The following is a 24750-nucleotide window of genomic DNA, read 5'->3' as shown; positions in this document are numbered from 1 at the left end:
GATACGCCTTTAGCGGTATCTGGCCAGGCTAAGCGGGCCTTGGGAATAGTGATTACCTCCCCTTGTATTCTGCGCCGGCGGGGTAACCATGGCCAGCTTTGAGTGAAGCCTTCACATCGGAGGCGTACACATCAACATAAGGCTTATCGCTCATCTCGGCCAAATTGCGCATCACAAAATCAGTAAAGGCACGGATCGTCTCATGCTCTTTTGGATTCATACCGCGCTCTTTGGCCCACTCATGCGGCCAGATGGCGTCGCCCACCCGCACGCCGACCTTGAAGGGGCGAGGAATCCACGAGCCAATGGGATTAGCTTTGCGCGTGTTGATCATCGCAATGGGGAAAACCGGTTGGTTAGTCTCCATCGCAATGCGCGCCATGCCTGTGCGGCCCTTATAAACTCGACCATCCGGAGAACGGGTGCCTTCCGGGTAAATACCGAAAAGATCCCCGCGGGACAAGATGCTTTCTGCGGTTTGCACAATGGCATCGCCAGCGTCTTCACTATCGCGCTCGATGGGGACTTGGCCTACCGAAGTAAAAAACCACTTCTGCAAGCTACCGACGAACCCAGGGGTGGTGAAATATTCCGACTTAGCTGGAAAGGTAATCTGGCGAGGGCATACCAAAGGAAAGAAGAAAGAATCCATCACAGCTTGGTGATTCGAGACCAAAATCGCGGGCCCTTCCGCTGGGATGTTTTCAATTCCCTCGGTCCACGGGCGATTCCATACGCGCAGGACAGGTCCGAAGAATATGTACTTAAAAGCCCAGTACCACTTGTTTTTCATCGCCAGGTCGTCCTTTGTTCGTTCTAACGGCCGCTACGGGCCAAATCGGCTACGCCAATCATACCCGCTGCAGACCCCAATTCCGCGGTGGCAACACGTGCGAGGGGGCGATGCCCTGCCCCGACAATATCTTGCCCCATGGCTTTGGTGGCCCCTTCGAGGTACAAGTCCGCGTCTTGAGATACGCCGCCGCCAAGCACTATGAGCTCTGGATCGAGGACATCGGCCACAATGGACAGGCCTTGACCTAGCCACCGGCTGAAGTCTTCCATCACCGCTACAGCAAGCGGGTCTCCCCTACGCGCTGCCTGGGTAATTTCTTTACCTGTAGGCTCCGCCGGCAACGAAGTCTCATAATGTTCACGCAGATCGGCGCAGGTATCCGGCAAGGCAGTCCCGGAGGCATAACGCTCCAAACAGCCACGCTTGCCACACGAGCACTGCCGCCCATTAGGAGACACCACGATATGCCCAAACTCTGGTGCGGTGCCGAACGCACCGCGGTAAATGGTGTCATGCGTCATCAGCGTGGCGCCGATTCCGGTTCCCACTGCAAAAAAGACCCAATCTTCCGCGCCACGACCAGCACCAAAGCGCCATTCTCCCCACGCAGCAGAATTTGCATCATGCTCCAAGCGCACGTGCATGTCTAGCTTGCGCGAAAGCGACTCCTGCACGTGGGCTTGCCGCCATGGAAGATGCGGGGCAAAGCGCACTACTTCGCACGAAGGATCCAGAAATCCCGCCAATGCGAGGCCAACCGCATCCACTGTATATTCAGCGCGCAGTTCCTCGACGATACCCACTATGTCCGCTTCCAGTTGCTCGACGTCCATAGAAGTGGGAACGGTACGGCTCGCGAGAATTTCCCCTTCCCGAGTGATCACTCCACCGCGCACGTTGGTGCCACCGACGTCAAAGCCGATAGTGAGATCGGCGGAGTTGTTCTTAAGCATGCATAACAGAATATACCGACAACCTGGTTAGGGTCACATCAGGACATCAGCCGACGCAATCGCTGGCCCATAATCCGCCAGGTCCAATGAGCTTCTACATGGCGACGCCCCGCCTGCCCCATGCTGAGCCTACGCTGCGGATTCGCCAAAAGAGACTTTACTGCCTCTGCCAGCTCCTGCACCGATGAGCCATTGACGACGACTCCGGTATCCTCCGTCATTGTCTCCGGTGCTCCGCCGGAGTTTCCGGCAATAACCGGCAGGCCGCACGCTTGGGCCTCCAAGTAGACAATGCCTAGGCCCTCAACATCCAGACCGCCGCCGCGAGTGCGCGCCGGCATGGCAAAGATATCCGCCGCGTGCAAGGCAGTCTCAATGCTCTCTGCTTCTTGAATCACCGCATCCGGGCAGTAGATATCCGCCAGTTCCTCTAAGGCCCGGCGATAGCGCCCGCGCCCGATAAGAAGTAGCTGCGTATCGGGGAATTCTCCACGTACTAAGGGCATGGCGCGTAGGAGCTGATCCTGGCCTTTGCGGGGTACGAACCGCGATATGCACACGATAGTCGGCCCGCTGACACCGAACTCAGCCTTTGCAGCTGCACGTTGCTCCGGTGTGGCCGGGAAAAGTCCTTCTACACTCACGCCGGAAGGCAAATGCTCCCACCGCGGATTCGGCCCAAATGCTCGGCGCAACCGACGCAGGGTGTATTCAGAGATATAAGTAATGACGTCGGCGTGATCACCAATGCGGCGCAGGCACTGCCTGGCGACGGGCAGCATCGACCACCCCACCTCGTGTCCGTGGGTTGTAGCAACCACACGGGTGGCTCCTGCCTCTTTAGCGGCCTTGCCCATCAAGGCAAGGGGCGCAGCTGCACCGAACCACACGATGTCAATGCCCTCGGCGCGGATAATCTCCTGCATGCGGCGCACCGTGGCCGGCGTCGGCAGCATCACTCGGCGAGGCCAACGGATAACCTTGTAGTCCACCGCGGCATCGAATTCCGCCGGCGACTCCTGAGTCGAGGCAAATACCACGACGCCGCGCGGATCTAAGGTTGCTAAAAAATCCCGGAGGTAAGACTGAATCCCGCCGATCTTGGGCGGGAAATCATTGGTTACCAGCAGAACGCGGGCCACTTAGTACCGCGCCGTTCCGGTAATCGGCATGGACTTCAACGGCACCACCTGAACAGGCACGCCATAGGTAGAGGCATGGACCACCTGCCCATTACCGATGTACATACCCACGTGAGTGACACCAGGGTAATAACCCACAATATCGCCCGGCTGCAGGTCCTCTAGCGGTACCGAGGTGCCGCCAGCAATCTGAGCCTGCGACGTACGTGGAATCGACTTGCCAATCTGCTGATACGCCCAGAACATCAGCCCAGAGCAATCAAATTGATCTGGGCCTGCAGCGCCCCAGCCATAAGGTGCACCCAGCTTCGACAGAGCAGCGGAAGCGGCACCATCAGCAACCTCGCCCAAATCCATATCAGGCTTATCGGTACCGCCGAACTGCCCTTCCCAGGCCTGACGCTGTTGCTCATCGAGGGCGTCTACCTGCTTCTCGATGTCCTCTTGCTGCTTTTCCAGCTCCTCCTTTTCCTTGAGGAGCTTCTCGCGCTGCTCTTCTAGCGCCTTCTTTTCCTCGCGTACCTTAGTAGCGGCTTCAGTAGCCTTGTGCTTTTCTCCCTCCGCCGTCGAAGCGGCGCTCGCCTTTGCATCAAGGGTGCGCTGCGCCTGGCGGGAAAGCGCGCCGAGGTAACCCATGCGCTCAACTGCATCGGAAGGATTTTCTGCAGCCAGCGCTCCCGATACAGCGGAGCGAGAATCGCCGCGGTAGCGCGACTGAGCGAGGTCATCGACGCGGCTCTGCTGCGCGGTCACGTCACCCTTCGCCTCATCCGCCCGAGTTTGCGCCTCAGCGGCTGCGCTCTCAGAATCAGAGACTTCCGCCTGTTTTTCCTCGAGCTTGATTTCTAGCTCTTTTACTTCTTCATTCTTGGCGGAAACCTTGCGCGCAACCTCGCCAACGCGCTCCACCAACGCGTCCATATCTTCCGTGGCGTTTTCCTGTTGCGGCGCCGCTTCCTGCGCAACTACCTGCGAAATCCCAGAAACCGACGACACAGCAAGAGCTGCCACGATTGCAGCTACGGGAAGTACTCGTTTAGACACGTAAGGACCCTTAGACTAAGAGGAATTTAAAAATCGCATCAATTATAGCGGGTTTTACCCCCTAATGCACAACAAAGCCCTCCCACGGAAGGGAGGGCTCTATCCGCAACCTATTAGAAGCGGACAGCGGAGTGAATCGGCATGTAGTTCATGTCGCGCTCCTGAACCGGAACACCGGAGTTCAAAGCGTCAATGATGGTGCCGTGGCCGGTGTAGATGCCGACGTGGGAAGCACCACCGTAGTAAGCGATGATGTCACCCGGCTGCAGCTGATCCAGCGAAACCGGAGTACCACCGGAGGCCTGTGCCTGAGAGGTACGCGGAATCTGCTTGCCAGCCTGAGCGTATGCCCAGCTGGTCAGGCCGGAGCAATCGAAGGCGTTAGGGCCTGCAGCGCCGTAAACGTACGGGGAGCCGATAACGGAGCGGGCTGCTGCCAGCGCCTTCTGACCAACGGTCTGCTGTGCCGGAGCTGCCTGCTTGTGGCCGGCGGCTGCGTAGTTGGTGTTCTGCTGGTCAGAAACCTGGCCCAAAGACGGAACGTAGCGGTCAATGTTCGGGACCTGGTCAATATTCGGGACGTTTTCCAGACCTGCTACCTCGAAGCGGTAGTCAGTATTAGGTACGACGACCTCTGCCGCCTGCGCTACGCCTGGCGCAACGACAGCTGCGGTGGCAGCCAGTGCTGCGGTAGATGCGATTCGACGGGTGTTCTTAATGCCCTGACGACGGTGCTGTGCCATTAGAAAAACTCCAAATCTTCCTGCGCGCCTACTTCTCTACTAAGAGAAGCTCTGACCCTGGGGGACTAGCGTTCGTTGGAAATCCGTTCCTTTAGGATTTCCTCCACTCGGCCCCTCAGTAGGAGGAGCCAGATGCGGCGCTGTAATTCTTCTGTTTAGATTGAGCACCTTTCGGGCGGTAACTCAATGTCTCGAATAGGTTACGAAATCATTACAACCGATGTCCATTCGCACTACCCAATTTTGCTTTGTTATCGGTTCGTTACCTTCCCTTGACCTAGACGAGACTTATCACCCATAGAACGAAATAAGTTCACCGCTAGCAGAACTTATAAACCTACTACCTGCATAAATATCAAAGCTCAGACCACACCGCTCAAAGCCGTATGTTCACAATGCTGACACTCAACAATTAAGCAAGTTCTAATTTGTGACTTTAGCCACTAACACATTTGATGGCCCTATTTAGCCGTAAGTTAACCCCTTCTACTCCACCGCACTGTAGCCCCTTCACGACAGTCGAACCTCCCTACATAGCCGAGCAGTATCGGCCTCTCGCCGCGTACAGATCTTTAACCGAAACCCATAGTGAAGGTCACCGCGAGACTAGAAAATAGGGCGTAACTACAAGGAACTTGAGAAAGCCCCTACAAGAAGCAGCATCGAAGCCTGACTGCCCGTAGGGACAACGCCAAACGAAAACAACAAGCCCGGCTATGAACGCCTGCCGAGGAACTCCATGGACTTCTCACGCGTTTATCGTCTAAACATTGCTCCTCCATGCTCCAAGGCCGCCCGCAGCGTAGGGGCTCCATTCCAGTACTCTTTCTGCGCTTCGGGATTACACCTCAACAACAACAGCACCTAGAGAAGTATTGGGCCAGCAAAACGCAAAACCCACCCTTGCTCCTTCAGGAGGAGCAGGGTGGGTCTATGAGCGTGTTTCGAGTAATCCTCAGGAAAAGGGCTTAGATGCGGCCGTTTTCCTCGTCCTCGCGGCGGTTAGCCTCGTTGAGGCGACGGAACATCTCCGCTTCCTCATCGTGGTTATCCGAGTGGATTTCATGGACGCGGTGCATGAGCGCCTCATCGTCAGGGCTAAAGGTGCCCTGAGTCTCGGAATCCGCCAAGCCGAGCTGGTTGAGCTGCTTTGGAACCTGAGCACCTGCGTACTCGAGGGGAACTGGGTGACCATCGGCATCAACCGGGCCGAGCGGCTGGTGAACCTCAATGAAGGCACCATTCGGCATCTGCTTGATAACGCCGGTCTCGATACCGTGCTCCAGAACCTCACGGTCGGAGCGCTGCAGACCAACGCAGATGCGGTAGGTCATGAAGTATGCAATCGGAGGCAAGATGATCAAGCCGATACGACCAACCCAGGTCATCGCGTTGAGCGAAATCTGGAAGAAGTGCGCTACGTGGTCGTTACCACCGGACAGCGTGACCAGCAAGAAGAATACGATGGCAGCTGCGCCGATAGCGGAACGGGTAGGAACATCGCGCGGACGCTGCAATAGGTTGTGGTGTGCATCGTCACCGGTGAACTTCTTCTCCAAGAATGGATATGCCATAAGCAGTACGACCATCAGACCACACAGCAGAGCAACCCAGAACGCGGAAGGAATGGTGTAGTTGCCAATGTAGAGCTCCCAAGCTGGCATGACACGGGCAACACCATCAGTCCACAGCATGTAGATATCCGGCTGAGAACCGGCGGAGACCTGGGACGGGTTGTATGGTCCAAGCGTCCAGATGGCGTTGATGGTCAGCAGACCAGACATCAGAGCAAGTACGCCGGCGACCATCATGCCCATGCCAATTGCCTTGGTAGCAAAGACCGGCATAATGCGGACACCAACGACGTTGTTCTCGGCACGGCCCGGTCCGGGGAACTGGGTGTGTTTCTGGAACCAAACCATAATCAGGTGGGCAGCAATCAGGCCGAGGATGATGCCCGGAATGACCAGAACGTGCAGGATGTAGAAACGATCCAGCATCAGGTCAGACGGGAAGTCACCGCTGAAGATTGCCCAGTGCAGCCAGGTACCGATAATAGGCAGGCCGAGGATGATGGCGGACATGATTCGCAGACCAACACCGGAAAGCAGGTCATCCGGCAGGGAGTAACCGAGGAAGCCCTCGATCATGCCCAGCAAGATGAGTGCGCAGCCGATGATCCAGTTTGCTTCACGTGGACGGCGGAATGCGCCGGTGAAGAAGATGCGGAGCATGTGAGCCACCATGGACATCATGAACAGCAGGGCTGCCCAGTGGTGCATCTGGCGCACAAACAGACCGCCACGAACCTCAAAAGAGATGTCCAGCGCAGTGGCGTAGGCGCGAGACATTTCCACACCGTTCAACGGTGCGTAGGTGCCGTCGTAAATGACCTTCGTAATGGAAGGGTCGAAGAACAACGCCAAGTAGATACCGGTCAGTACAAGAATGATGAAGCTGTACAGCGCCATCTCACCGAGCATGAAGGACCAGTGGGTCGGGAAGACCTTGTTCAGCTGAGTCCTCAGCACACCGGCGGCGCTATAACGCTCATCCATATTGTTGCCCATTTGGGCGAGTTTATTGCTCATTATGACTTACGCTCCCAGAATGCCGGGCCGACAGGCTCAATGAAGTTGCCCTGTGCAACGAGGTAGCCCTCGTCGTCCACCGTGATAGGCAGCTGTGGCAGTGCACGGGCTGCAGGACCGAAGACCGGCTTGCCGTAGTGCAAAGCGTCGAACTGCGACTGGTGGCATGGACACAGGATTCGGTTGGTCTGAGCCTCATAGAGAGAGGTCGGGCAACCGATGTGAGTACAGATCTTGGAGTAGGCGTAGTAGTCGCCGTGGTGGAAGTCTTCTTGACCTTCGCGCTCGATGGCCTTCTGCGCATCGTTGTGACGCAGTCGGATCAACATCACGGCGTTGCGGTTGCCGTGAATTGAGTGCATGTGGTGCTCGTAGACATCGCGCTCGGCATCGTACTTATCGCCATCGTTGACGTCTTCTTCTGCCAGCGGGAAGACGGTCTCCATACCGCCTGCTGCCAGATCCTCCGGACGCACGCGAACCAGGCGGGTAACGCCCTTGGTGCTGTAGTGCTCGCCGGTTTCACCGGAGTGCTTCTCAGCGATGGTACCGGTGTCGCGGGCCAGGTAAAGCTTGACACCTTCATTATGAAGGGTCCAGCCGGAGGTCCACAGAGTTCCGTCACCGGCGTAGTTCAGGTTGTGGCGAACCTTCCATGGGTTCTTGATTGCGCCGCCCAGCGGTGCAACCACAGTCAGGCCGAACAGAACGCCGGCTCCGCCCAACAGCCCCTGAACGGTCTTACGGCGACCAAGGGTGGAAGTCTTCCAAGAATCATTCAGCAACGCGGTCAAGGTACGACGGTCAACCTCTTCGGAAGGACCGTCATGGCGACGCTGTACGGAAATCTCCTCTGGGAGGATCTTCTTAACGTACTGAACAATGGCGATACCCAACGCACAAATTGCGAGTGCGGCGGTAATACCCAGCAAAGGAGTGTAGAGGGTGTGCCAAATGTGGCCCTCCTCCCCTAGCTGCTTGTACTGCCACGGCCAGAACAGGTAAACGCCGAGGAATCCCAGCCCGCCGATGACAGACAGGAAAAGCCAGATGGCGACGTTGCGGCCCGCACGCTTTTCAGCCGGGTCGCCTTCAACCGGGAAGCGCTCCTTGCGGAACGCGACGGTGACATCATCGAGCTCGGTACCTAGAGCAGCGAGTTCATCGTTGCTCATCTTATCGAGCTCAGCATTAGTGTAATTCTTCTTTACATTGCTCATGAGCGCGATCCAATCCACATAGCGGCGGCGCACAGGGCGCTAATGCCGATAATCCACATTGCCAGGCCTTCCGCTACGGGGCCGAGGCTACCAAGGTCCCAACCTGCTGGGGAAGGAGTTTCCTTTGCAGACTTGAGGTAGGCAATGATGTCCTTCTTCTCGTCTGCAGTCAGCTGGCGGTCGGAGAACTTAGGCATGTTCTGCGGGCCGGTCAGCATTGCCTGGTAAATCTCCTGCTCGCTTGCCGGGGCAAGCTCAGGAGCGAACTTACCGGAGGACAGCGCGCCACCCTGGCCGGTGAAGTTGTGGCAAGATGCACAGTTCATGCGGAAGAGCTCAGAGCCCTTCGCTACGTCTTCTGCTTGGATTTCGCCATTGTAGTTAGCACCACGCAGGGATTCCTGGGCAACGCTTCCGTCATCGTTGTAAACGATGTCTGCGCCGCCACCATTGGCTGCTACGTATGCAGCCAATGCCAGAGTCTGCTGCTCGGTGTAACGCGGAGCCTTGCGCTCTGCCTGCGCATCGTTAGACATCATCGGCATACGGCCAGAGTGTACTTGGAAGTACACAGAACCAGCGCCGATGCCAACGAGGGAGGGACCGCGGCCTTCGATGCCCTGCAGATTGGCACCGTGGCAAGTGATACAAGCGGTGTCATAGATGTCCTTGCCCTCCTGAACGAGGGCTTGGTCATCTTTTTCCGCCGTGGCGACCTGTGCGTCTGGGGTCAAGGCAGAAGCCAAGACGCCCGCACCGGACAGGCCAATCGCCAAAGCGAAGCCACCGGCAATGGTGCGCTTCGCCTTGCGGCGACGGCGGGTCTTCTTAGCCGCCGCAGTGGTCTGCTCCACTGCCACGGACTGCGAATTGTTATCCATCATTTTCCTTTAGATAACTCGAACACGGGAGGACTGTTTGGGGATAGTGGCCAGTTCTACTGGACCAAGTAAATAACGGTGAAGACGCCGATCCACACAACGTCAACGAAGTGCCAGTAGTAAGACACTGCCATTGCGGCGGTCGCCTGCGCCGGCGTGAACTTGGACTTAGCAACGCGCGCCAGGATGATTGCAAAAGAAATCAGACCTGCGGTCACGTGCGCAGCGTGGAAGCCGGTGATGATGTAGAACACCGAACCGAAGACGCTGGACTGCACAGTCACACCTGCGTGAATCAACTCGGTCCACTCGAATGCCATGATGCACAGGAACACAACGCCCAGTACCAGCGTCACGGTGTACCAGAGTCGAAGCTTGTAAACGTCACCCCTTTCTGCGGCAAACACGCCGAACTGAGAGGTCACAGAAGAAGTAATCAGCACTGCCGTAATGAGGAAACCCATGGGCAGGTTGATATGGGCGGTGTGCTCCGCCCAGTCGCCTTCTTGACCGTTTGCTCGCGAGGTGAACCACATCGCGAACAGTCCGGCAAAGAACATCAATTCCTGAGACAGGAACACGATGGTGCCCACACTGACCATATTTGGTCGGTTCAGTGAGGCAGCACGTGGTGCTGTCATACCTTGGTTAGAAACTACGCTCGTCACAGAGGCCATTATGGCTGTTCTGGGCGGCAAAGTCACCTCGATTCCCCCCCGTTATCACTATTCATTTTTGATGCTTTAGCCAGCAGACGTTCAGCCAGTTCCCTGCGATATTTTTATTTTTTCCGCCGGGAACTTTTTCCTCTTCTTTACGACGCCCCATCGATGCAGGTGACAACACACGACGCCCCACGCTTAGAAATTCCCGAGCGCCCCCACCTCAGTAATTCTGACCTGTAGATGCATTAACAAGTACGCGAGATTGATACATTCTGGAGAGATAAATCACACCCACTCACCACCCCAAACCCGCAGGTCTACAACTTTCGGTCGACCCCCGCGAAAAGTCGCCTCTACGTGCCCGAATGACGTAGACAGTCAGGTAGCAGTCTTGCTAGATATCCAGCCACTACCCCACCACAGAAAAGTTTTTTGGAATCTAGGGAACTTTTTCGCGGAACATCCGACTACCGATCGCCAAAGCCCTCCTAGCTTCCAAAGCTAGGAGGGCGGAGAAGTTTTAGGCGGGGATTTCTTCAGAGTGAAGAACTAGTGCTTTTCCTTTGGCAGACCGTACTGCAGGGAAAGACCGGTGCATGCCGCGATGAGGCAGACAGCGCCGAGAGCGATCAACCAGAAGTAGAGGAAGATGATACCCAGGCCAAGGAGGGCGATAGCACCGGTCATAGCCAGCGGCCAGATGGAGCCTGGAGAGAAGAAGCCTAGGATGCCAGCCGCGTCCTCGGTCTCTGCCTCTTCCCAATCCTCTGGCAGGACGTCGCTGCGGTTATCGGTGAAGTGCAGGTAAGCACCGAGCATCATGCACAGCAGGAAGGCAAGGAACATACCCACGATGCCAACCCACTCGGCACCATACAGGTAGCCGTCGTCCTTAACGAAGGTAACGCCGAAGATGTAGACAATCAGCGAGACAAGAAGGTAGGTCGCGATTGAGTAAAAGACTTTCGATGTTGCACGCATTGTGTTGTGTCCTTATCTCTTATGCCGCCGTGTTGACGAAGTTGTCACCATTAGCGGTATCACGCTCGCCGGAGAACGGGTGGGTGGTAACCGCGTATGGGTCCTGACCGATTTCCTTGAGAGCCTCGGCGTTGGTAGCTTCCGGATTGTTCTCGCGGAACTTCATGTACTTGTTGAAGTCCTCTGGGGATACAACGCGGATTTCAAAGTTCATCATCGAGTGGTAGGTACCGCACATCTCGGCACAGCGACCAACGAATGCGCCCTGCTTCTCAATCTTTTCCACCTGGAAGCTACGCTCCTGAGCGTTTGCCTCTGGGTGTGCGTAGACGTCGCGCTTAAATAGGAACTCCGGTACCCAGAATGCGTGGGATACGTCCCCAGAAGCGAGACGGAATTCAATCGCGGTATCGGAAGGAAGAACCAGAACCGGAACCTCTTCGGTAGTACCGACGGTCTCAATCTTGTTGTAGTTCAGGTAGGAAAGGTCGCCCATGGACTTGCCGTGGATTGGGTTCGGGTTATCGATACCCTCTGGGTCGTGAGCAGACTTTTCTGCCTCGGCCTGACGTTCCTTATCAGCACCGTCATAGTTCTCACCGTTAACGTGGTTCTCCGCGTAACCGAACTTCCAGTTCCACTGGAAAGCGGTGACGTCGACGACGACCTTCGGATCCTTATCCAAGGCGGTAACTTTCTGCTGGGTCTGAACGGTAAAGAAGAACAGGCCCATGATAATGAGGATCGGAACGATGGTCAGAACCATCTCAAGCGGTACGTTGTACTGAATCTGGCGCGGGAACTCGCCCTTGCCATCCTTCTTCGCCTTCTTCGCGCTCCAGCGGAAGATAGCGGTGAGGAATAGGCCCCACATAATAAAACCAACGATCCATGCAGCAACCCAGACCCAAATCCAGAAGTTGTACATGGCCTCTGCCTCAGGGGTAATACCCTTTGGCCAACCGAATCCTAGGAGGTTCTCTACAGCAGTTGGCGCCTGAACGTCACAACCTGCCAGAGCGAGTCCACCCAGAGCAAGTGCGCCAGCTACGCCCGCCTTGCGGGCAAAGGTGCGCTTATTACGCTGTCCCACGTGTGTTCTGCCTTTCTGTCCACACAAAACTTCTCGAATACTCACAGAGCACTCTTACCCAATCAGAATAGAGGAAAATTGCCAGATTCCCAGCCTATTTAAAGGCATAAAAGGGCACCTAGTGCACTCATTTCATATTCTCCTTCTTGTAGGTTACCGCCCCACCTGCACAATGTTCCAACCGGACCCTAAGGTTCCAACACGGCCATGTGTGTCAATTCACAGCTTGCCCGGGGATACATCAACCGAAAGTTCGCACCCTATCGGGGAAGCTATTTCCAAGGCAGCCAACAGCTTTCCTTAAGCCGTGGCGTGTTCTAGTTTGCACCTCTCGAGCCGTAAAGTGGGTGACTAGCAATAGACGCTTATATTAAGGAGCAATCTTTACATGTGCGGACTTCTTGGCATGCTCGCCGCCACGGGCGACGTAGATAAGTACGTTGACGCGCTAGAACGTTCCCTGCCTTGCATGCGCCACCGCGGCCCAGATGCGGCAGGCACCTGGCACGACGGCGATGCTGCCTTTGGCTTCAATCGCCTGTCCATCATTGACCTAGAACACTCCCACCAGCCCCTTCGCTGGGGTCCGGAGGACCAGCCTGACCGCTACGCCATGACCTTCAACGGCGAAATCTACAACTACGTAGAACTACGGGAAGAGCTCAAGGGCCTCGGCTATACCTTCCATACCGAAGGCGATGGTGAGCCTATCGTGGTGGGCTACCACCACTGGGGCAAGGACGTGGTCAACCACCTGCGCGGCATGTTCGGCATCGTCATCTGGGACACCCACACTAAGACGATGTTTGCTGCCCGCGACCAATTCGGCATCAAGCCGCTGTACTACGCCACCACCGACGCTGGCACTGTCTTTGCCTCCGAGATGAAGTGCATTCTGGAAATGGCAGACGAGATCGGTCTAGAGCTCAACCTTGACCGCCGCGCCATTGAGCATTACGTCGACCTGCAATACGTCCCGGAGCCGGAGTCCCTCCACGCGAATATCCGCCGCGTGGAATCCGGCTGCACCGTTACCCTTCGTCCAGGCGAAGAGGTTGTCTCCGAGCGCTACTTCAAGCCCCGCTTCCCTGTTCAACAGGTAAAGCAAGGTGAAGAGCAGCAACTCTTTAACCGGATTGCGGAGGCGCTGGAGGATTCCGTAGCTAAGCACATGCGCGCCGACGTCACCGTAGGCTCCTTCTTGTCGGGCGGCATTGACTCCACAGCTATTGCCACCCTGGCTAAGCGCCACAACCCTGATCTGCTGACTTTCACCACCGGCTTCGAGCGCGAGGGCTACTCTGAGGTCGATGTCGCGGCAGAGTCCGCGGAAGCTATTGGCGTGGAGCACATCGTCAAGATTGTCTCCCCGGAGGAGTATGCCGAGTCCATCCCGAAGATCATGTGGTACCTGGACAATCCGGTAGCTGACCCTTCGCTGGTGCCGCTCTATTTCGTGGCCCAAGAAGCCCGCAAGCACGTCAAGGTTGTTCTTTCCGGTGAGGGCGCGGACGAACTCTTTGGTGGTTACACCATCTATAAGGAGCCACTGTCCCTCGCTCCCTTTGAGAAGATCCCTTCCCCACTGCGCCGAGGGTTGGGCAAGCTCTCCCAGGTGCTGCCAGAAGGCATGAAGGGCAAGTCTTTGCTCAACCGTGGCTCGATGACCATGGAAGAGCGCTACTATGGCAACGCACGTTCCTTCAATTTTGAGCAGATGCAGCGGGTTATCCCGTGGGCGAAGCGCGAATGGGACCACCGCGAGGTTACTGCGCCCATCTACGCCCAGTCTGAGGGCTTTGACCCGGTCGCACGCATGCAGCACCTAGACCTCTTTACCTGGATGCGCGGTGACATCTTGGTCAAGGCCGATAAGATCAATATGGCCAACTCGCTAGAGCTTCGCGTGCCCTTCTTGGACAAGGAAGTCTTCAAGGTGGCCGAGTCCATCCCTTATGACCTGAAGATTTCCCACGGCACCACCAAGTACGCACTGCGCAAGGCAATGGAGCAGATCGTTCCGGCCCACGTTCTGCACCGCAAGAAGCTGGGCTTCCCCGTGCCGATGCGCCACTGGTTGGCCGGCGACGAGCTCTACGGCTGGGCCCAAGACACCATCAACGAATCCCAGACCGAGGACATCTTCAATAAGAAGGAAGTTCTCGAGATGCTCAAGGAGCACCGCGACGGCGTCTCCGACCACTCCCGCCGTTTGTGGACCGTACTGTCCTTTATGATTTGGCACGGCATCTTTGTGGAAAAGCGCATCGATCCGCAGATCGAGCAGCGCGACTATCCAGTCAAGCTCTAAGAGCCTTCCACACATACACAAGAGGGTGGGTGCCATCGGCACCCACCCTCTTTGCTGTCCTTCTTTTTAGTTGAAGGAATCGCCACAGGCGCAAGAACCGGTGGCATTCGGGTTATCGATGGTAAAACCCTGGGACTCGATGGTGTCAGCGAAGTCAATCTTGGCACCGGTCAGGTAAGGAACGGACATCTTGTCCACGACGAGGTTTACGCCGCCTACCTGGTCGACCTTGTCACCATCCAAGGTGCGATCATCAAAGTAAAGCTGGTAGCGCAGGCCAGCGCAGCCACCAGGCTGAACGGCAATGCGTAGGGAGAGATCGTCGCGGCCTTCCTGATCAAGCAGCGCCTTTGCCTTAGCGGCTGCTGCTTCAGTCAGAATGACGCCGGTTGCGGAAGCTGGAGCGGTCATCACTTCTCCTCAATAAGTATTGGTTTCGTTGCCACTACCCTACCCGCTTCTTTCAGGTGGGAAAAGGTAGCCCACTGCTACAACATCTACTGGGCCGGGCCTATTCCCCTATTCGCGCCTAAACCTTGTAGTGTGAGGAGCGTGAAACTCCCGTGGCAAAAAGATGACAAGACCTCCACTGAGCCCGCTCCTGCGCAGGACAAGGCGCAGGAAGAAATTCAGAAAGAGCCCCAGCGCAAGGGCTATACCCCACCGAAGGGTCGTCCTACGCCAAAGCGCTCCGAACAAGAGATCGCGCGCGGCGTAAAGCGCGATCCCCATGGCATGTCCGAAGCACAGCGTTACCAGCACCGCAAGGACATGAAGAAGTCCATGAGCAAGGACGAGTGGAAGGAATATAAGAAAAAGGAGCGCCAAGAGCGCCAGCAGGCCAACCGTGAGCAGCAGGCCCGCATGGCTGACGGTGATCCGCGCTTCCTTCCCGCTCGCGATCAGGGCGCAGAACGCGCCTATGTGCGCGATTGGGTAGATGCGCGCCGCAGCTTGAGCAATTGGGTTATGCCAATGGCCCTAGTTCTCATCGTGGTCGTGTTCTTGACTTACGCGGTACCAAGCATCGCGACGGTCATTAACGCGGTGGCGATGGTTATCCTCATTATCTTTGCCATCGAGGGCATCATCTTGGCCCGCCGCTGCAATAATGCCGTGCGTACCAAGTTCCCTGGCACTGCTGAAGCCGGCTTTAGCCTGGGCTTTTATGCATATTCTCGCGCCAGCCAGCCGCGCAAGTGGCGCATTCCGCGCCCCCGCGTGGAGCTCGGTGCTGACGTTTAGGGAGATGTGCTCATGGCCATTCCGCAGCCCGATTCTCAGGCACGTACCGCACACGACGCGCAGCTCGCGCCTTATGGGCGCCTGACCGAAGCCGCTCAATGGCTAGCCGCCTGCCAAGGCAGCGCCCCCGCTCAGGAGCCGCAGCGTATACGAGCCATCGTCTTTGCTGAACAGGAGACCCAGCTACCGGCTCCCGAGACCGCTGCGCGCCGGGCCGAGGCTGGGCTGAATGTAGTCACGGTGACGGATTTGTCCCAGGCATACGACTTAGGAGCCGCTACTGCAGATGCGGAAATTGATGCCGGTGCGGACCTACTAATTCCCGGCGGCGTGGAAAGCGCCCGCGTCCCCGCCGTGGTCATGGCGACGATGACGCAGACGGAGCCGGTAGTGATCGTCGGCAAGCAGCGCAGCGTGGAAGACTGGAAGCGAGAGGTCTCCGCTATCCGGGATGCCATGTTCCGGGCCCGCAACCTCGAGGGCATGGAGCTGGTAGAGTCCTGCCAGTCTGCGGTGCTGGCGGCTGCAGTGGGGTTCATTACCCGAGCCGCGGAGCGTCGCACTCCCTTGCTTATCGATGCCCCCTTGACCGCCACCGCTGCCCTCCTTGCCGAGCGCGACAACCCTGGCGTGAAAGAGTGGCTCTTCGCCACTACCCTATCCGCCGCCCCCGCCCACGAGCTGGCGCTAGGAAAATTGGGGCTCCAGCCACTGCACCAACTGGCAATGGAGCCGGAACCCACGCTCGGCGCCCTAGCGGCGCTGCCGATGCTACTTACCGGAGTCGAGATCGCCGCAGACGCCTAAGCCGCGGCCTATTTCACCAGGGTATGCAGCCAGCCATGGGTATCTTCCACGGCACCGCGCTGAATTCCGGTTAGGTGCTCGCGCAAGGTCATGGTGATCTCGCCTGCTTCATTGCCATTGACCTGGAAATCGGCGGAATCGCCCAGCACACGGCCTACTGGGGTAATAACCGCGGCAGTACCGCAGGCAAAGGCCTCCGACATTGCGCCGGATTCTGCATCGCGCTGCCATTCCTCGGCCGTAATGCGGCGTTCGGTGACCTTGTAGCCCAGGTCTTGGGCTACTTGCAGCAAGGATTCACGGGTAATACCAGGCAACAAGGAACCGGACAGTGCTGGGGTAACAATCTCCACATTCTCGCCGGAGCCATAGACAAACATGAGGTTCATTCCGCCCATTTCTTCGATGTAGCGGCGTTCAATAGCGTCCAACCAGACCACCTGGTCACAGCCTTTTTCATCCGCCTGGGCCTGGGCCAATAGCGAGCCCGCATAGTTGCCCGCAAACTTGGCCGCGCCGGTGCCGCCGGGCGCTGCGCGCACGTAGTCGGTGGACAGCCAAACAGATACCGGTTTGATGCCACCACTGAAGTAGGAACCCGCTGGGGAGGCTATTAGCACGTAGCGGTAGGACTTGGCCGGGTGAACCCCCAAGGAAACCTCGGTGGAGATCATAAAGGGACGCAGATACAACGCCGCTTCTCCACCGGCTTCCGGTACCCAGTCCTTATCTACTTCCACCAACTGGCGCAAAGACTCAATAAACTCCTCCTGCGGCAGCTCCGGCATAGCCAAGCGTTCAGCAGAGTTGATAAACCGCTGGGCATTATGGTCGGGACGGAAGGTGGCAATGGAATCATCGGGCTGACGATAGGCCTTGATGCCTTCAAAGATTGCCTGCCCGTAGTGGAATACGTTGCTTGCCGGTTCCATTGTCATCGGTCCGTACGGTCTTACCTGAGCATCGTGCCAGCCCTTTTCTTCGGTCCAATCAATGGTGACCATGTGGTCCGTAAAGTGCTTGCCAAAGCCGGGGTTGGCGAGAATTTCGCTCAATTCCTTCGTAGACGTGGGGTTATCGGTCCGAGTAATCGTGTAATCAAGCATGCCCACAATCTACCCCTTTATCTATAGCGAGGCAGGAATAAGTTCACCGCTGCGCGGTACAGTAGAGGGAAGATTGATAAGCCTTTTTATAAAGGAGGACACTATGGCACAAAACGAATTGCCCGCACGCGGTCACTTTCCCAAGCTAAAGCTGGGGAAGAAGGCTCCTAAGAAGGCGGACGCGCTACTAATCGCTGCGTTCCAGGGCGAAGGCGGGCTAGAACTGCCGGGTACCGAATTGCTAGGGGCTGCCGCACTTCGCTCCACCTATGAGGCACTGGTGGCCGTAGGGGCTTCCGGCACGGCCGGCGAGGTCACGCGCGTACCGGCTCCCGCTAAGGCTGGCGTAGCCTCCATCATCGCCGTGGGATTGGGCGAAGCAGAAGAAGTAGACGCTGAAACGCTGCGCCGCGCTGCAGGCCAAGCCGCCCGCTCCATTAACAAGATTGAACAGTTAGCTACCTCTCTGGGCGATTTTGGCATCGCCCCAGTGGTAGAAGGCCTCATCCTCGGCGGCTATAAGTACTCCGGCCTACGCAGCGAGTCAGCTACGGCCCCCACCACCTTTACCGTAGTGGCCGAGAAGTCAGCCCAAGAGGAATTTGAAAACGCGAAGATTACCGCTGAATCCGTTCTTCTCGCCCGCGATCTGGTCAATACTCCGTCCAACCTGCTCTACCCAGAAAGCTACGCCGCTTTCCTTTCCGCCCAAGCAGCAGAGGCGGGCCTTGAGGTAGAGGTCTTGGATGAAAAGGCCCTAGAAAAGCAGGGCTTTGGCGGCATCCTGGCGGTCGGCCGTGGCTCTGCACGTCCGCCGCGTTTGGTCCGCTTGAGCTGGCGCCCGAAGAAGGCCAAGCGCCACGTCGCGCTGGTGGGCAAGGGCATTACCTTTGATACCGGCGGCATTTCCTTGAAGCCAGGCGCCAAGATGTGGGACATGATTTCCGATATGGGCGGTTCCGCCGCGATGGTCGCTGCCATCATTGCTGCGGCAAAGCTGAACCTCAAGGTGGGTATCACCGCTACCCTGCCACTGGCAGAAAACATGCCGGGCAGCGATGCCACCCGCCCAGGTGACGTCATCACCCACTACGGCGGCATTACCTCCGAGGTGCTCAACACCGATGCGGAAGGTCGCCTCGTGCTTGCTGATGCGATTGCGCGCGCCAGCGAGGACAACCCTGACTACCTCATTGAAACGGCTACTCTCACCGGTGCCCAGATGGTTGCTCTAGGTGAGCGGACCGCCGGCGTTATGGGTTCCGAGGAATTCCGTGACCGCATGGCCGAAATCGGCCGCGAGGTGGGCGAAAAGGCTTGGGCAATGCCGCTACTGGAGGAACACGAGGAATCGGTAAAGTCCGCCAGCGCCGATATCCGAAACATCAACGCCAAGCGTGAGGGCGGCATGGAATATGCCGGCACCTACCTCCAACACTTTGTGGGTGAAGGAATCGAATGGGCCCATATCGATGTGGCCGGCCCTTCCTTCAACACCACTGGCGCTTATGGATACACCCCAAAGATGGGCACCGGCGTGCCCACCCGCACGGTGGTAGCAGCCCTGCGCGAAATTGCTGAATTAAAGTAGCACCACAGCAGGCTTTATGCGATTAAACTCCTAAAGGCATGAAGCCTGCTCTGATTATCGTTGACGTTCAATATGACTTTTGCCCCGGCGGTGCCTTAGGCACCGAACGAGGCAATGAAGTCGCCGCCAAAATCGCGACTCTGCAACAGGATTATGACACCGTCGTAGCCACGCAGGATTGGCATATAGATCCGGGCTCTCACTTTTCGCAGAGTCCGGATTTTGTTGATTCCTGGCCCGTACACTGTGTAGCCGAGTCCCACGGCGCGGCCATGCATGAGGCTATCGGGCCGGCCCAAGCCTACTTCCGCAAGGGCGAATACACCGCCGCCTATTCCGGATTTGAGGGTGCTGCTAACGGCACCCTGCTTGCTGACTGGTTGCGCGAGCACCACATCGATGCCGTAGACATCGTGGGCATTGCCACCGATCATTGTGTTCGTGCCACCGCTACTGATGCCCTACAGGAGGGGTTCACCGTCCGCGTTCTGCGTGACTATTGCTCCCCGGTAAATGAATCTCGCGGTGAGGTGGCGTTGCAAGAGTTAGCCGCTGCCGGCGCCACGATCTGCTAGGCAAAAGAAAACGCCTGCGGCCCTCGAACCGAAAGTGGTCCGAGGGCCGCAGGCGTCTCTCTACAAGGTGTTTCCATGTATCGGCTAAAACAGCCGCCCTCTGGAAACATGAGGGGTTCTCTCTATCTCTCTCGCATGCGCTCTCTCAAACGCATAAATTCAGTATGGGTTACCGATATTGGATACGGGTGGAAAGATCCTGAAAGTTTCCTGTTGACCTAGCAACCACATTCCTTCACCCTCCCACCACGCATCGCTAGGCCTAGACCACATGCGGAAAACCCTGCGCTGGGTGAAGCGTTTGTTATACGGTGATCTGCGTCCCCACGGGTGCCCGAGCACGGGCTGAGAGTGCGCTACAGCTGCGTATCTACCGTTCGAACCTGTTTGGTTAATACCTACGAAGGAAGAGAGGAGAGCCTGCCATGACGGCTGCCCCAGAAAACCACCCCAAGCATTCCTATTCCCCCATTCGACACAACGGCTTAGAGGTCCCAGAGACCGAAATCCACTTGGACGATTCCCCTCATGCCCCTAACGAGCCCTTCCGCGTTTACCGCACGCGTGGTCCCGAATGCGCACCGGAGCAGGGGCTTCCGGCATTACGCACCGAGTGGATTCAAAAACGCGCGGATACCGAAAAATACCAAGGCCGCAACCGAGAGCTCGCTGACGACGGCCGCGCCGCACAGCGCCGCGGTGCTGCCTCCCAAGAATGGAAGGGCTCTAAGCGCCTGCCACTTAAGGCGAAGGCAGGCCAACGCGTTACGCAGATGCATTATGCCCGCCAGGGCATCATTACCCGAGAAATGGAATTTGTAGCTCTGCGCGAGCATTGCGATGCGGAATTCGTACGTCAGGAGGTCGCTCGCGGCCGCGCGATTATTCCCAATAATGTCAACCACCCCGAGTCCGAGCCCATGATCATTGGCCGCAAATTTCTTACCAAGATTAACGCCAATATCGGCAACTCAGCAGTATCCTCCTCCATCGATGAGGAAGTATCCAAACTGCGCTGGGCTACCCAATGGGGTGCGGATACCGTCATGGACCTGTCTACGGGTGACGATATCCACACCACCCGTGAGTGGATCTTGCGCAACTCCCCGGTTCCCATCGGCACCGTCCCGATTTACCAAGCATTGGAAAAGGTCAATGGCGTAGCGGAGGACCTCTCGTGGGAAATCTTCCGTGATACCGTCATCGAGCAATGCGAGCAGGGCGTGGACTATATGACGATTCACGCTGGTGTGCTTTTGGCCTATGTGCCTCTAGCTAGCAATCGCGTGACTGGCATTGTAAGCCGCGGCGGCTCGATTATGGCGGGCTGGTGCTTGGCCCACCACAAAGAATCTTTCCTTTACGAGCACTTTGATGAGTTATGCGAGATTTTTGCGCAATACGATGTTGCATTTTCGCTTGGCGACGGCCTGCGGCCCGGCAGCCTAGCCGATGCGAACGACGCAGCCCAGTTCGCTGAGCTTAAGACGATTGGCGAACTTACCCGCCGGGCTTGGGAGTATGACGTCCAAGTCATGGTGGAAGGCCCTGGCCATGTCCCGCTCAACATGATTCAAGAAAATAACGAGCTCGAGCAAGATTGGGCCTCTGACGCGCCCTTTTATACTCTCGGCCCGCTAGTTACCGATATCGCTCCCGGCTATGACCACATCACTTCTGCCATCGGCGCCGCCCATATCGCTATGGGTGGCACGGCGATGCTGTGCTACGTGACCCCGAAAGAGCACTTGGGCCTACCCAACCGAGATGACGTAAAAACTGGTGTCATTACCTATAAGATTGCCGCGCACTCCGCGGACGTGGCCAAAGGTCACCCTGGCGCCCGTGCCTGGGATGACGCGATGAGCAAGGCCCGCTTTGAATTCCGCTGGAATGATCAGTTTGCGCTTTCCCTCGATCCGGAAACCGCGCAGGCTTACCATGACGAAACCTTGCCTGCCGAGCCAGCAAAGACCGCCCACTTTTGTTCCATGTGTGGCCCCAAGTTCTGCTCTATGCGCATCAGCCAAGACATTCGGGATATGTTTGGCGGGCAGATGGCCGAGCTAGGCATGCCAACGCTAGGTGAGCAAGTCCGCGAGGCCGTCGACGGCACTGCACCGGAGAAAGGCATGCAAGAAAAGTCTGCCGAATTCCGCCGCCGCGGCTCCCAGGTCTACCTACGTGAAGAGAGCGATCTAGCTTAATTCAGTCCCCGTATCGGGGTTCTCGCCGCGCTCGAACCGGGCGCGGCGTTTTCTTTGTTCTTCCCTTTTACGCAGAATGCGGTTTCGCTCCAGGCGTTCACGCATGCGCTGCGGGTAGCCGGTTTCTTCCACGTCATAAATATCGCAGCTCAATAATGCGGCCACCGCGTCGATACCCTTTGGCCCGCCGATGCGACGGCGGATGAACTCGCCGTTTTCATCGACAACGACAACCGACATCTCGTTGACCACTGTTTCCGGCTCCACAAAGGCCTCTACATACATTCTTCCGGCGGCCCACTGTTGCAAATCCTGCGCGTCTTCTGGGCGGATGGCCTCCCCCGGTCCGCGGGGTGGTCGCAGTGACGATCTGGACTTGTTGCGGCGGAAGGGGTTGAACATAATTCCCTAGCTTACCCGGAAGGAGGGTAGTTACTAACCCCACATCTGCACGAGGGTGAGCATCACGCTGTAAGATTGTCGGGTAGCGATAGAACACTTCCAACTTTCGAGGAGTCTTATAACTCATGGCGAACTCCGTTGAGATGCCCGAGCTGGGCGAATCCGTAACCGAAGGCACCATCACGCAGTGGCTCAAGTCCGTCGGCGACACCGTCGAAGTAGACGAGCCTTTGCTCGAGGTCTCCACCGACAAGGTCGATACCGAAATCCCCTCCCCCGTAGCCGGCACCATTATTGAAATTAAGGCTGACGAGGATGACACCATCGAGGTTGGCGAGGTCATTGCCATCATCGGTGACGAGGATGAGGCAGGCTCCGCATCCAACGACTCCTCCGCTGACAAGGACGAGGAAGAAGCAGAAGAAGCTCAGGAAGAGTCAAAGGCTGACTCTTCTAACGGCGGCTCCGGCGACGCATCCGACGTGGAAATGCCAGAACTTGGCGAGTCCGTCACCGAAGGCACCATCACCCAGTGGCTCAAGTCCGTCGGCGACACCGTCGAAGTAGACGAGCCGCTGCTCGAGGTCTCCACCGACAAGGTCGACACCGAAATTCCATCCCCAGTAGCAGGCACCCTGGTAGAAATCCTCGCCGACGAAGATGACACCATCGAGGTAGGCGCAGTCATCGCCCGCATCGGCGACGAAAACGCCTCCGCATCCTCCTCCGACTCCAAGCCAGAACCACAGGCCGAAGAAAAGAAGGAAGAGGAAAAGGAGGAAAAGAAGGAAGAGCCAAAGGCTGACTCTTCTAACGGCGGCTCCGGCGACGCATCCGACGTGGAAATGCCAGAACTTGGCGAGTCCGTCACCGAAGGCACCATCACCCAGTGGCTCAAGTCCGTCGGCGACACCGTCGAAGTAGACGAGCCGCTGCTCGAGGTCTCCACCGACAAGGTCGACACCGAAATTCCATCCCCAGTAGCAGGCACCCTGGTAGAAATCCTCGCCGACGAAGATGACACCATCGAGGTAGGCGCAGTCATCGCCCGCATCGGCGACGAAAACGCCTCCGCATCCTCCTCCGACTCCAAGCCAGAACCACAGGCCGAAGAAAAGAAGGAAGAGCCAAAGGCAGAGGAAGACAAGAAGCCGGAGCCAAAGGCAGAGGACAAAAAGGAAACCCAGCAGGATTCTTCTCTCAATACCTCCGCGAAGGTCAACAACGGCGACAACGTTCCTTATGTCACCCCACTGGTACGCAAGCTGGCTGACAAGCACGGCGTAGACCTCAACAACGTTGAGGGCACCGGCGTCGGTGGCCGTATCCGAAAGCAGGACGTGCTTGCTGCCGCTGGCGAGGGAGACGCACCTGCCAAGTCTGGTGCGCAATCCGACAACTCCCCACGCGCTCGTTGGTCCACCAAGTCTGTGGATCCGGCGAAGCAGGAGCTTATCGGCACCACCCAGAAGGTTAACCGCATTCGCGAAATCACCGCCTCCAAGATGGTAGAGGCGCTGCAGATTTCCGCACAGCTTACCCACGTACAGGAAGTCGACATGACTGCCATCTGGGATATGCGCAAGAAGAACAAGCAGGCATTCATCGACAAGCACGGTGCCAACCTGTCCTTCCTGCCATTCATCGTGAAGGCTACCGCTGAGGCCCTAGTCTCCCACCCGAACGTCAATGCGTCTTATAACCCAGAAACCAAGGAGATGACCTACCACGCGGACGTCAACATCGCTATCGCTGTTGATACTCCGAAGGGTCTGCTCACCCCGGTCATCCACAAGGCACAGGACATGACCCTGCCGCAGATCGCGCAGCAGATTGCGGAGCTGGCTGATAAGGCCCGCAATAACAAGCTGAAGCCGAACGATCTGACCGGTGCTACCTTCACCGTGACCAACATCGGTTCCGAGGGCGCCATGCTCGATACCCCGATCTTGGTTCCGCCACAGGCCGGCATTCTGGGTACCGCAGCCATTGAGAAGCGTCCGGTGGTTGTCAACGAAAACGGCCAGGATGCCATTGCCATCCGCCAGATGTGCTACCTGCCATTCACCTACGATCACCAGGTGGTTGACGGTGCGGACGCAGGCCGCTTCATCACCACCATCAAGGATCGCCTGCAGACCGCGGACTTCCAGGCAGACCTCGAAATCTAAAGGTTCTATCGCCGCTTAAAGCCTTCCAGCCCCACCGCGGGGCTGGGAGGCTTTTGCCATGTCTGGGGTGCCAAGTGGGGGTGATAGATCCGCCTTTAGCTGAACCATCCATCCCGTTTTATTCGAGGCTTTTCGCGGTCGTTCCCCCTAAGCCCGTGGTGAGCGCCTTTGGAGCCACCTTAGACAGTGATGCGGTGCATAAAAGTTTCTCAAGGGGGATCGGCTC

Annotated in this window: 21 protein-coding genes; 7 read left to right on the top strand and 14 right to left on the bottom strand. The window is 57.3% G+C overall.

Going from position 1 to position 24750, the window contains the following annotated elements; genetic code table 11:
• Positions 1-52: 52 nt before the first annotated feature.
• The 11 genes from QP904_RS07645 to ctaC all read right to left on the bottom strand — a co-directional run bounded on the left by QP904_RS07645 (position 53) and on the right by ctaC (position 12109).
• Positions 53-793 carry a lysophospholipid acyltransferase family protein gene (locus QP904_RS07645; protein ID WP_023021182.1) on the bottom strand — a complete coding sequence of 247 codons (741 nt, stop codon included), beginning with the start codon at positions 791-793 and terminating at the stop codon, positions 53-55.
• 23 nt (positions 794-816) lie between these two features.
• Entirely contained in the window at positions 817-1749 is a 933-nt protein-coding gene (locus QP904_RS07640; RefSeq protein ID WP_239204393.1) for an ROK family protein, read from the bottom strand.
• Positions 1750-1787: 38 nt separating this feature from the next.
• The gene (locus tag QP904_RS07635) at positions 1788-2891 is read right to left on the bottom strand and encodes a glycosyltransferase family 4 protein (RefSeq protein ID WP_284835831.1); all 1104 of its coding nucleotides are present in this window, start codon (positions 2889-2891) and stop codon (positions 1788-1790) included.
• On the bottom strand, positions 2892-3935 hold the full coding sequence (locus QP904_RS07630; protein WP_200288858.1) for a C40 family peptidase: 1044 nt from the start codon (positions 3933-3935) through the stop codon (positions 2892-2894). It lies immediately after the preceding gene.
• A 113-nt stretch (positions 3936-4048) separates the two neighbouring features.
• A complete protein-coding gene (locus tag QP904_RS07625; protein WP_200288857.1) occupies positions 4049-4678 on the bottom strand; it encodes a C40 family peptidase in 630 nt (209 codons plus the stop codon).
• 968 nt (positions 4679-5646) lie between these two features.
• Positions 5647-7269 (bottom strand): cytochrome bc1 complex cytochrome b subunit, encoded by a 1623-nt coding sequence (gene qcrB / locus QP904_RS07620; protein WP_023021177.1) that lies wholly within the window; start codon positions 7267-7269, stop codon positions 5647-5649.
• Positions 7269-8489 carry a cytochrome bc1 complex Rieske iron-sulfur subunit gene (qcrA, locus tag QP904_RS07615; RefSeq protein WP_200288856.1) on the bottom strand — a complete coding sequence of 407 codons (1221 nt, stop codon included), beginning with the start codon at positions 8487-8489 and terminating at the stop codon, positions 7269-7271. Before qcrA ends, qcrB begins: the two co-directional genes overlap by 1 nt.
• A complete protein-coding gene (gene qcrC, locus QP904_RS07610; protein ID WP_049361051.1) occupies positions 8486-9373 on the bottom strand; it encodes a cytochrome bc1 complex diheme cytochrome c subunit in 888 nt (295 codons plus the stop codon). The genes qcrA and qcrC overlap by 4 nt, the downstream gene beginning before the upstream one ends.
• A gap of 53 nt (positions 9374-9426) precedes the next feature.
• Entirely contained in the window at positions 9427-10038 is a 612-nt protein-coding gene (ctaE, locus tag QP904_RS07605; RefSeq protein WP_432417960.1) for an aa3-type cytochrome oxidase subunit III, read from the bottom strand.
• A gap of 546 nt (positions 10039-10584) precedes the next feature.
• A complete protein-coding gene (ctaF, locus tag QP904_RS07600) occupies positions 10585-11016 on the bottom strand; it encodes an aa3-type cytochrome oxidase subunit IV (protein ID WP_049361050.1) in 432 nt (143 codons plus the stop codon).
• A gap of 19 nt (positions 11017-11035) precedes the next feature.
• Positions 11036-12109 (bottom strand): aa3-type cytochrome oxidase subunit II, encoded by a 1074-nt coding sequence (gene ctaC / locus QP904_RS07595; protein ID WP_049361049.1) that lies wholly within the window; start codon positions 12107-12109, stop codon positions 11036-11038.
• A gap of 388 nt (positions 12110-12497) precedes the next feature.
• Here ctaC and asnB point away from each other — a divergent pair, with 388 nt between their 5' ends.
• Complete coding sequence (gene asnB, locus QP904_RS07590) at positions 12498-14420, top strand: asparagine synthase (glutamine-hydrolyzing) (protein WP_284835830.1); 1923 nt, start codon at positions 12498-12500, stop codon at positions 14418-14420.
• Positions 14421-14486: 66 nt separating this feature from the next.
• On the opposite strand, the gene QP904_RS07585 is transcribed toward asnB, so the two are convergent.
• Positions 14487-14831, bottom strand: coding sequence for a HesB/IscA family protein (locus QP904_RS07585; protein WP_005324455.1), 345 nt, complete (start codon positions 14829-14831; stop codon positions 14487-14489).
• Between the two features lie 141 nt (positions 14832-14972).
• Here QP904_RS07585 and QP904_RS07580 point away from each other — a divergent pair, with 141 nt between their 5' ends.
• Together QP904_RS07580 and QP904_RS07575 are read left to right on the top strand one after the other, a co-directional pair.
• On the top strand, positions 14973-15665 hold the full coding sequence (locus tag QP904_RS07580; RefSeq protein ID WP_284835829.1) for a DUF3043 domain-containing protein: 693 nt from the start codon (positions 14973-14975) through the stop codon (positions 15663-15665).
• 12 nt (positions 15666-15677) lie between these two features.
• A complete protein-coding gene (locus QP904_RS07575; protein ID WP_284835828.1) occupies positions 15678-16472 on the top strand; it encodes a nicotinate-nucleotide--dimethylbenzimidazole phosphoribosyltransferase in 795 nt (264 codons plus the stop codon).
• Positions 16473-16480: 8 nt separating this feature from the next.
• Here QP904_RS07575 and QP904_RS07570 read toward each other — a convergent pair whose 3' ends face one another.
• Entirely contained in the window at positions 16481-17578 is a 1098-nt protein-coding gene (locus tag QP904_RS07570; RefSeq protein WP_396130099.1) for a branched-chain amino acid aminotransferase, read from the bottom strand.
• A 103-nt stretch (positions 17579-17681) separates the two neighbouring features.
• Between QP904_RS07570 and QP904_RS07565 the strand changes: the two genes are divergently transcribed.
• The 3 genes from QP904_RS07565 to thiC all read left to right on the top strand — a co-directional run bounded on the left by QP904_RS07565 (position 17682) and on the right by thiC (position 21951).
• Entirely contained in the window at positions 17682-19169 is a 1488-nt protein-coding gene (locus QP904_RS07565; RefSeq protein ID WP_284835826.1) for a leucyl aminopeptidase, read from the top strand.
• Positions 19170-19207: 38 nt separating this feature from the next.
• Positions 19208-19744 carry an isochorismatase family protein gene (locus QP904_RS07560; RefSeq protein WP_023021166.1) on the top strand — a complete coding sequence of 179 codons (537 nt, stop codon included), beginning with the start codon at positions 19208-19210 and terminating at the stop codon, positions 19742-19744.
• 425 nt (positions 19745-20169) lie between these two features.
• Positions 20170-21951, top strand: coding sequence for a phosphomethylpyrimidine synthase ThiC (gene thiC, locus QP904_RS07555; protein WP_259825110.1), 1782 nt, complete (start codon positions 20170-20172; stop codon positions 21949-21951).
• On the opposite strand, the gene QP904_RS07550 is transcribed toward thiC, so the two are convergent.
• Entirely contained in the window at positions 21943-22353 is a 411-nt protein-coding gene (locus QP904_RS07550) for an oxidoreductase (RefSeq protein ID WP_284835825.1), read from the bottom strand. The genes thiC and QP904_RS07550 overlap by 9 nt on opposite strands.
• 125 nt (positions 22354-22478) lie before the next feature.
• Between QP904_RS07550 and sucB the strand changes: the two genes are divergently transcribed.
• Positions 22479-24524, top strand: a complete 2046-nt coding sequence (gene sucB, locus QP904_RS07545; RefSeq protein WP_284835824.1) for a 2-oxoglutarate dehydrogenase, E2 component, dihydrolipoamide succinyltransferase — start codon at positions 22479-22481, stop codon at positions 24522-24524.
• Positions 24525-24750 lie beyond the last annotated feature (226 nt).

The sequence above is a fragment of the Corynebacterium nasorum genome (genome assembly GCF_030229765.1).
Lineage (GTDB): Bacteria > Actinomycetota > Actinomycetes > Mycobacteriales > Mycobacteriaceae > Corynebacterium > Corynebacterium kefirresidentii.
This window is presented reverse-complemented; position numbering and strand designations above follow the sequence as displayed.

What these genes read in the sequence shown, in the direction of transcription:
- QP904_RS07640 (WP_239204393.1), bottom strand. Translation starts at nt 1,749, where the DNA reads ATGCTTAAGAACAACTCCGCCGATCTCACTATCGGCTTTGACGTCGGT.
- thiC (WP_259825110.1), top strand. Translation starts at nt 20,170, where the DNA reads ATGACGGCTGCCCCAGAAAACCACCCCAAGCATTCCTATTCCCCCATT.
- asnB (WP_284835830.1), top strand. Translation starts at nt 12,498, where the DNA reads ATGTGCGGACTTCTTGGCATGCTCGCCGCCACGGGCGACGTAGATAAG.
- QP904_RS07585 (WP_005324455.1), bottom strand. Translation starts at nt 14,831, where the DNA reads ATGACCGCTCCAGCTTCCGCAACCGGCGTCATTCTGACTGAAGCAGCA.
- sucB (WP_284835824.1), top strand. Translation starts at nt 22,479, where the DNA reads ATGGCGAACTCCGTTGAGATGCCCGAGCTGGGCGAATCCGTAACCGAA.
- QP904_RS07625 (WP_200288857.1), bottom strand. Translation starts at nt 4,678, where the DNA reads ATGGCACAGCACCGTCGTCAGGGCATTAAGAACACCCGTCGAATCGCA.
- QP904_RS07550 (WP_284835825.1), bottom strand. Translation starts at nt 22,353, where the DNA reads ATGTTCAACCCCTTCCGCCGCAACAAGTCCAGATCGTCACTGCGACCA.
- QP904_RS07560 (WP_023021166.1), top strand. Translation starts at nt 19,208, where the DNA reads ATGAAGCCTGCTCTGATTATCGTTGACGTTCAATATGACTTTTGCCCC.
- QP904_RS07575 (WP_284835828.1), top strand. Translation starts at nt 15,678, where the DNA reads ATGGCCATTCCGCAGCCCGATTCTCAGGCACGTACCGCACACGACGCG.
- QP904_RS07565 (WP_284835826.1), top strand. Translation starts at nt 17,682, where the DNA reads ATGGCACAAAACGAATTGCCCGCACGCGGTCACTTTCCCAAGCTAAAG.
- qcrB (WP_023021177.1), bottom strand. Translation starts at nt 7,269, where the DNA reads ATGAGCAATAAACTCGCCCAAATGGGCAACAATATGGATGAGCGTTAT.
- QP904_RS07570 (WP_396130099.1), bottom strand. Translation starts at nt 17,578, where the DNA reads ATGCTTGATTACACGATTACTCGGACCGATAACCCCACGTCTACGAAG.
- QP904_RS07645 (WP_023021182.1), bottom strand. Translation starts at nt 793, where the DNA reads ATGAAAAACAAGTGGTACTGGGCTTTTAAGTACATATTCTTCGGACCT.
- ctaF (WP_049361050.1), bottom strand. Translation starts at nt 11,016, where the DNA reads ATGCGTGCAACATCGAAAGTCTTTTACTCAATCGCGACCTACCTTCTT.
- qcrA (WP_200288856.1), bottom strand. Translation starts at nt 8,489, where the DNA reads ATGAGCAATGTAAAGAAGAATTACACTAATGCTGAGCTCGATAAGATG.
- qcrC (WP_049361051.1), bottom strand. Translation starts at nt 9,373, where the DNA reads ATGATGGATAACAATTCGCAGTCCGTGGCAGTGGAGCAGACCACTGCG.